Raw genomic sequence first — 7,605 nt, forward strand, 5'->3', positions numbered from 1 at the left:
CTGTTTCAGGCTCCGGACAAGATGCGGGGACGGCACCACCCACCAACCCATGAGCACCCATCCAGACCACGACCACGACCACGACGCTTCGTCACACCACCATCGCCAGGCCCACACCGACCATTCGGGCCACGAGCAGATGTTTCGGCGGCGGTTCTGGGTGTCGCTCGCGCTGTCGTTGCCGGTCGTCTACTTCAGCGAGTTCGTCCAAGGTACCTTCGGCTACACCGCGCCGACGTTCCCCGGAAGCGTTTGGATTACGCCCGTCCTCTCTATCGTCGTCTTCGCCTACGGCGGTGTGCCGTTCCTCTCGATGGCTCGGACCGAACTGGCGAACCGCGAACCGGGGATGATGATGCTCATTTCGCTGGCGATCACCGTCGCGTTCGGCTACTCGATTGCGAGCCTGTTCATCGAGGGGACGACGCCGTTTTTCTGGGAACTGGTCACGCTTATCGACATCATGCTCCTCGGTCACTGGATGGAGATGCGGTCGGTCCGGCAGGCTTCCGGGGCGCTCGACGAACTGGCCAAACTCATGCCCGACACCGCCGAGCGCGTCACCGAGAGCGGGGATACTGAGGAGGTTCCCGTCTCTGCACTGTCGGAGGGCGACGTCGTGCTCGTCCGGCCCGGCGCGTCGGTTCCCGCTGACGGCGAGGTCGCCGAAGGCGAGTCGTCGGTCGACGAGTCGATGATCACGGGCGAGTCCCGCCCCGTCGACAAGGACGCCGGTTCGGAGGTCATCGCCGGCACGGTCAATCAGGACGGGAGCCTCCGCGTGAGGGTCACGAAGACGGGAGACGAGACGGCGCTGGCGGGAATCATGCGTCTGGTCGAGGACGCCCAGCAGTCCAAATCCCGCACGCAACTCCTCGCGGACCGCGCGGCCGGCTGGCTGTTCTACGCCGCGCTCGCCGCCGCGGGAGTCACGGCCGTCGCGTGGGTTCTCGCGGTCGGGTTCAGCGTTGGCGTCCTCGAACGCGTCGTGACAGTCCTCGTCATCGCGTGTCCGCACGCGCTCGGTCTGGCCGTCCCGCTCGTGGTCGCAATCAACACCTCGACGGCCGCCCGAAACGGGATGCTCATCCGCGACCGCATCGCCATGGAGGAGGCGCGGAACCTCGATACCGTCGTCTTCGACAAGACGGGCACGCTCACGAAGGGCGAACAGGGAGTCGTCGGCGTCGAGACCGCGGGCGAGTGGGACGAGACGCGGGCGTTCGAGGTCGCCGCGGGCGTCGAGGGCGACTCGGAGCACATGATCGCTCGCGCGATTCGGAACGCCGCCACCGACCGCGGCGTTCGACAGGCCACGGTGTCGGAGTTCGAGAACCTCCGCGGACTCGGCGTCCGGGCGACCGTCGAGGGCGAGACGGTTCACCTCGGCGGCCCCAACCTGATAGACCGACTCGGTATCGAGTATCCCGACGAAATCGCGTCGTTCGCCGACGAGGCCGGCTCGAACGCCCAGACCGTCATCTATCTGATTCGGGACGAGTCGGAGGTCGTCGCGGCGTTCGCGCTCGCCGACGTCATCCGCGAGGAGAGCCGGCGGGCCATCGAGGCGCTGCACGCGATGGGAATCGAGGTCGCGATGCTGACCGGCGACTCCGAGGACGTCGCGCGCGCCGTCTCTGCGGAACTCGGCATCGACCAGTATTTCGCGGAGGTCCTGCCCGAGGAGAAAGACACCAAAATAGCGCGGCTCCAGTCCGAGGGGAAGCGGGTCGCGATGGTCGGCGACGGCGTCAACGACGCGCCGGCGCTCGCGAGGGCGGATGTCGGCATCGCCATCGGCTCCGGCACCGACGTCGCCATCGAATCGGGCGACATCATCCTCGTTGACAACGACCCCGTAGACGTGGTTCGGCTCGTCAAGCTCTCGAAGGCGAGCTATCGAAAGATGCAGGAGAACCTCGTCTGGGCGACCGGCTACAACGTGTTCGCACTCCCGCTCGCCGCGGGCGTTCTCGCGCCGGTCGGTATCCTCCTGTCGCCGGCGGTCGGCGCTGTGTTCATGTCTCTGTCGACGATTATCGTCGCGGTCAACGCCCGTCGGCTCCGGGGTATCGACCTCTCGGCGTGACGATGCTAGTCGTTACGGCTACCTGCTCGCCGCCGATACCCCGCGAATCCCCGTTGAGGGCGTTCTGGTTGGCCTGCCGAGACGCGTGACGAAACTCCACCGGTTCGTCGGACCCGTTCCGCTATGACCGTTTTTCCTTATCGACCCATTCCGCGCGCTTTCGCACGTAGGGTACACGTTCATTAGCCGCCACTGCGAGTCTCGATTGATATGTTTTCACGTACCAATACCTCGCGGACCGCCGCACCCTGGTCGTCGGCGCTCGTTTTCCTCGGAGGTCGCTGACGATGGCCACTCGGACAGACCCGTACAGACAGCTACGGTTCATCCTCGAAATTGGTGGACTCGTGACCGCCGGCTTCAGCCGCTGTGACCTCCCGTCGGCGACCTCGGCGGTCGTCGAGTACCGCGAGGGGGCCGACCCGCCGACGCCGCGGAAACTCCCCGGTCTGAACGAGTACGGGCCGCTCGTGCTCGAAGTTGGTGTGACCGACCGGTCGCTCGAACTGTCCGAGTGGCGGACGCTCGTCGAACAGGGCGAGATGGCCGAAGCCCGGCGCGACGCCGCAGTCGTGCTGTTGGACGCGACGGGCAACCCCGCCGCTCGCTGGGTCTTCCGCGAGGCGTGGCCCTCGAAGTACGACGCGCCCCGGTTGGACGCGATGGCCTCCGAAGTCGCCGTCGAGCGCCTCGTCGTCGTCCACGAGGGATTCGCACGAATCGCGGTCGAAACCGGTGACGACGAGGACGACGAGAGTGAGAACGACGGCGGTTCCACCCCAGCGCTCCCGGACCTCGACTTCCCGGTCGGTGAGGGACTGCCGCAGGGCATCGACGAATCGCGACTGAAGGTGAGTCGCGCCGGCGATGAGGAGTCCGACGAGACGTGACCGCGGCCGAGTCCGACCCCTACGGCGCACACCGGTTTCGGGTCCGATGCGACGCGCTCCCGAAGCTGGGGTTCTCCGAAGTTCGCGGGCTCTCGGTGGCGGTCGAGTCCGCGAACGGAGACGAGTCGCGGTCCGACTCGCCGCCGTCCGAGACCGACCGCCGCGACCGCTACGGCCGTCGCGGCCGCCGTGTGCGGAAGCGACCGGGTCCGCGACCGCGGCCACCCTCACCGTCCCGCCGAGAAGCCAGTTCGCCGCCGCTCGAACTCCGTCGGGGTGTCACCGACGACCAGTCGCTGTGGGCGTGGTTCCGGGCGTGGGTCGACGGCGAGGCGACCCCACAGGACATTTGCATCTGCCTGCTCGACGCGACCGGCGAGCCGGTTCGCGGGTGGGTCTGCCGGGCGGCGACGCCGGTCAGGTGGACCGGGCCGCACCTCGTCGCCGACGCGGCCGCCGTGGCGACGGAGTCGCTCGAACTGACCCACGAAGGAATCGACGCCCTCACCGACCTCGACGAGTGCGCCGACTGAGTTCGGGCCCGCAGCGACGGCGTCTCACGGACCGAGGTCGTTCGGCCCCGCCGTCGTTCGCTCGTCGGACTCCAGCATCGCCTCGTGCTTGCCGCGGTAGTACAGCCACCCGAAGACGAGCAGCGTCAGGGGAAAGAACACGAGGGCGATGAGCGCCGCCGGCGGAAACAAGACGAACAGCGCGAACGTCTGCCACGAAACGAGCGTGTCGCGTGCCATAGCTAAAAATTGTGTCCGGTTGTCATGTGTTTTCGGGCACGCCTGCGGTCGTGGACAAGCGGGTCTCGGTCGGTTCCATTGGTCGTCGTCGGCCGAAACGAGTGCGGTATTTTCACCACCTTTTATTTGGTTTGACGCGAAGTAGGGGGAAGTGACTGATATCTCAGATTCTCTTCGGCTCCTTTTCGAGACTTCGGTCGAGCGAGACGGTGACCGTTACGTGGTGTCGATTCCGAGCGAACTCGTCGAAAGCGGGTCGATTTCGACGGAGGAACTGTACCGCGTCGCGCTGTTGACGAGTCCGGGCACCGCGTCGACGACCGAGGCTTCGGCCGAACCGACGGCAGCGAAGACGACCGACGGCCGCGGCATCAGTTCGGGCGACGAGCGGGAACCGGAGGCTCCGGCGTCGGATTCCCACGAGGCGCGTTCACAGCCGCGACAACCGCCCGTCGCGGAAGGCGACGTCCGAGCCGTCATCATCGACACGCTCGGCGACCAGGGCGACGGCATCGCGAAGGTCGAACGCGGCTTCGTCATCATCGTCCCCGGCACGGAGCCCGGCGACCGCGTCGAGGTCGAAGTCACCGACGTGAAACAGACCGTCGCGTTCGCGGAACCGGTCGACGGCGCGGGCGTCAACTGACCCGTCGAGACCGACCGCGGCTTTCGTTCCTCGGCGTTGGTATATTCCAAACAGGGTCACATTAGGTTCGGAGCCGTAGCCGTCGATACCACCATATGTCCGAACGAACGCTCCGTCACGCCTCTTCTCCACGTGACGACACCCGAACCGAGTCCCCCCGAGCCGACCGCCCGGTGTTCGAATCGAGCGGCGACGCCGCCGCCCACGGCGGCCCAGACGCGCAGGCGCAGCCGACGCCTGCGAACCAATGGCGTCCGACCGTCCGACAGGGAATCGCGCTGTGGGCGCTCATCACGGTCGGCTGGGCAGTCGTCCCCGCCGACCACCCGCTACAGATTGCCGTCGCCGTCAGCGGCGTGTACGCCTCGCTTCTCCTGCCGACAGCGCTCTACTTCGACTTCCGAGAGCGACGGTCCGAATCGAACGCCGCTGTCCTCCGCGAGACTGCGTGCGAACTCGTCGAACGCGTTCGCGGTGCTCTGCCGGGACGCGGCGGTGCGACTCGCTCACCGTGTACGTGCAATCGCTGACGCGTTCGAGAGCGCTACCGCGTCCTCGCGGTCGAACCGAACGGTCCGAACGGACTGAACAGTCCGAACGCACTAGCTGAAAACGAACCGAGCCGAAGAGAAAAGCGGCTTTTAGCGCCGGAGTTCCGAGTTAGGCGATCGTCCCGACGGCTCTCTCGCCCGACTTCTGCGTCGCTTCGAGGAGTTCGCGGTAGCGGTTCCTGATGGTCACTTCGCTGATGTCGGTCACCTCGCTCACCTCGGACTGCGTCAGCTCCTCGTCGGCGAGGAGCGCGCCGGCGTAGATGGCCGCCGCCGCGAGTCCGACCGGGCTCTTGCCGCTGTGGATGCCCTGCCGCTTCGCGTTGTCGAGAAGCGATCGAGCGCGGCGTTCCACGTCGTCGGTCACGTCGAGTTCGGAGACAAATCGCGGGAGGTACTGTGTGGGGTCGGCCGGCTTCATGTCGAGTCCCAGTTCGCGGGAGACGTAGCGGTACGTCCGGGTGAGTTCCATCTTGTCGACGCGGGAGACACGCCGGACCTCGTCGAGCGAGCGCGGAACGCCGGCCTGCCGGGCCGCGGCGTAGATGGCGGCCGTGGCGACGCCCTCGATGGAGCGGCCGGGGAGCAGGTCGTCGTTGAGCGCGCGGCGGTAGATGACCGAGGCGGTCTCGCGGACGGTGTCCGGAAGCCCGAGCGCCGAGCCCATCCGCTCGACCTCGCCGAGCGCTTGCTTGAGATTACGCTCTTTGGAGTCGCGGGTGCGGAACCGCTCGTTCCACGTGCGGAGCCGCTGCATCTTCTGGCGCTGTCCCGACGACAGGGAGTTGCCGTAGGCGTCTTTGTTCTGCCAGCCGATGTTGGTCGACAGCCCCTTGTCGTGCATCATGTTCGTCGTCGGCGACCCGACGCGGGACTTCTGGTCGCGCTCCGCGGCGTCGAACGCGCGCCACTCCGGGCCGCGGTCGATTTCGTCCTCGCGGAGGATTTCGCCCGTCTCGGGGTCGACCCACTCGCCGTGTTGTTCGTCGTAGACGAGGTCGGTCCGCTCTGCGACCGACGCCTCGGACGACTCGGCTTCGTCTTCGTCGCGCTCCTCGCCGGACCGTCGGACCTCGGACTCCGCCGTCGGTGCCGACTCGTCCCGCATCGAACGCCAGTCGACGTGTTTCGTATCCATTGAGTATCGGTTCATTCCCTATCGAGGGTAATGGGCTCTCGGTTGGAATATGCCAAACACCTTCGATTCGAGGGATGACGGCCGGAGAGCGATTCCGCCCACTCAGCCCCGGAGCGCGTCGATAGGCCGCTCATTTGCCGCCCGCCACGCGGGGTACGCGCCGGCGAGCAGGCTGGTCAGGATACCGAACGCGACCGCCCCGGCCAAGTACAGGAGCGCCGACTGCGTGAAGGCGAAGGGGTCACCGAGGAACAGCGCGTTCGCCACCATCGCCACGGCGACGGCGATGGCGAGACCGACCGCCGAGCCGAGCGCGCCAAGGAGTACCGCCTCGACGAGGAGAATCCGGACGATATCGACCTTGCCGTAGCCGACCGCCCGCAGGACGCCGATCTCTTCGCGGCGCTTGATGACGGCCATCAGCATCGTGTTCGCAATCGAGACGCCGGCGACGAGAAGCGAGATGGAGCCGAGGCCCGCGAGGAACGCGTTGATTCCGTTCACGAGCGTCTTGAGCAGGCGGACGAGCGAGGTGAGTTCGAACACCAACAGCCTGTCTTTCCGGTCGTTGAAGCGGTCGCGGAGCGCTTCGGCGACGGCTTCGGCCCTGTCGGTCGACTCCGTCATCACTTCGACACGGCTGTACTGTCGGTCCCCGGTCTCCTCGATGGGGAGGAACAGTCCGCCCCCTCCGAACGACTGACTCTCGGCCAGCACGGCGACGACGCGGTAGGTGTGTTCTGTCTCGACGGTTCCGGCCGCCGTCTCCGTCTCGGAGACGAGTTTGAGGCGCTCGCCGAGTTCGACGCCGCGGTCGGCCGCGAACCCGTGGGAGACGACGACGCTCTGTCGCCAGTTGTCGGGGATTCCGCCCCGTTCTACCTCGTGTAACTGTCGGGGGTCGTCGATGTAGGTGACCGACACCCCCTCGCGGGTGCCGTCGCTCGTTATCAGCTCCATGCTTCCGGGTTCCGTCGCCACGATTGTGGCCGCCCCGACCGTCTCGTCTATCGCTTTGACGTCCTCTCTGTCGAAGTGCGACGCTTCCATGTCGGCCCCCGGCGAGACGTAGACGCTCGTCGCGCCTTGGGCTTGGATGCTCTGCAGTTGGCTCTGCTTGAACGCCGCACCGCCCGCGCCGATTGCGCCGATTGCGACGACGCCGATGAGTATCGAGGCCGCCGCGAGTATCGACCGGACCTTCGCCCGCGAGATGTTCCGTCGGGCGATGACGAGTCGCGGGAACCGCCCGGCGATTCGGTGGCGCAGGCTCACCGCCTCTCGCCCCACGTTCGCGTCATTCTAACGCCTCCACGGGCCGCTTATTCGCGGATTTCCACGCGGGGTACACGCCGGCGAACAGCGACGTGAGGACGCCGAACAGCGCCCCGAGAGCGACGTATCGAAGCCCTGCGGCCGTGAACGCCAGCGGGTCCCCGACGAGGAACTGCATCCGTCTTTAGCTAAGCGAAGAACCGCATGACTGCGGCGGCTTATCGGTGTTACTTTTCGGAAGGAATGAGGAGGCAACGAGTGTGT

General features: G+C 66.7%; 9 protein-coding genes. 5 read left to right on the forward strand and 4 right to left on the reverse strand.

Annotated features, from left to right (window positions below):
* Window positions 1-49 precede the first annotated feature (49 nt).
* From AM590_RS17950 to AM590_RS17960, 3 genes are all read left to right on the forward strand, one after another.
* Window positions 50-2,089 (forward strand): heavy metal translocating P-type ATPase, encoded by a 2,040-nt coding sequence (locus AM590_RS17950; RefSeq protein WP_394329105.1) that lies wholly within the window; start codon window positions 50-52, stop codon window positions 2,087-2,089.
* A 287-nt stretch (window positions 2,090-2,376) separates the two neighbouring features.
* Window positions 2,377-2,979, forward strand: coding sequence for a phage tail protein (locus tag AM590_RS17955; RefSeq protein ID WP_058828660.1), 603 nt, complete (start codon window positions 2,377-2,379; stop codon window positions 2,977-2,979).
* Complete coding sequence (locus AM590_RS17960) at window positions 2,976-3,512, forward strand: phage tail protein (RefSeq protein WP_058828661.1); 537 nt, start codon at window positions 2,976-2,978, stop codon at window positions 3,510-3,512. Before AM590_RS17955 ends, AM590_RS17960 begins: the two co-directional genes overlap by 4 nt.
* 24 nt (window positions 3,513-3,536) lie before the next feature.
* Here the strand turns inward: AM590_RS17960 and AM590_RS17965 are convergent, their stop codons facing one another.
* A complete protein-coding gene (locus tag AM590_RS17965) occupies window positions 3,537-3,731 on the reverse strand; it encodes a hypothetical protein (RefSeq protein WP_058828662.1) in 195 nt (64 codons plus the stop codon).
* Window positions 3,732-3,882: 151 nt separating this feature from the next.
* On the opposite strand from AM590_RS17965, the gene AM590_RS17970 reads away from it, so the two are divergent.
* Both AM590_RS17970 and AM590_RS17975 read left to right on the forward strand, forming a co-directional pair.
* A complete protein-coding gene (locus AM590_RS17970) occupies window positions 3,883-4,377 on the forward strand; it encodes a TRAM domain-containing protein (protein WP_058828663.1) in 495 nt (164 codons plus the stop codon).
* Window positions 4,378-4,472: 95 nt separating this feature from the next.
* A complete protein-coding gene (locus tag AM590_RS17975; protein ID WP_058828664.1) occupies window positions 4,473-4,907 on the forward strand; it encodes a hypothetical protein in 435 nt (144 codons plus the stop codon).
* A 130-nt stretch (window positions 4,908-5,037) separates the two neighbouring features.
* Here the strand turns inward: AM590_RS17975 and AM590_RS17980 are convergent, their stop codons facing one another.
* From AM590_RS17980 to AM590_RS20605, 3 genes are all read right to left on the reverse strand, one after another.
* Complete coding sequence (locus tag AM590_RS17980; RefSeq protein ID WP_082677763.1) at window positions 5,038-6,066, reverse strand: transcription initiation factor IIB family protein; 1,029 nt, start codon at window positions 6,064-6,066, stop codon at window positions 5,038-5,040.
* Between the two features lie 102 nt (window positions 6,067-6,168).
* Window positions 6,169-7,341, reverse strand: a complete 1,173-nt coding sequence (locus tag AM590_RS17985) for an ABC transporter permease (RefSeq protein WP_058828665.1) — start codon at window positions 7,339-7,341, stop codon at window positions 6,169-6,171.
* Between the two features lie 22 nt (window positions 7,342-7,363).
* Window positions 7,364-7,519 (reverse strand): hypothetical protein, encoded by a 156-nt coding sequence (locus AM590_RS20605; protein WP_345775627.1) that lies wholly within the window; start codon window positions 7,517-7,519, stop codon window positions 7,364-7,366.
* Window positions 7,520-7,605: the final 86 nt, after the last annotated feature.

It is taken from the genome of Haloferax sp. Q22, from assembly GCF_001482285.1.
Taxonomy (GTDB): domain Archaea; phylum Halobacteriota; class Halobacteria; order Halobacteriales; family Haloferacaceae; genus Haloferax.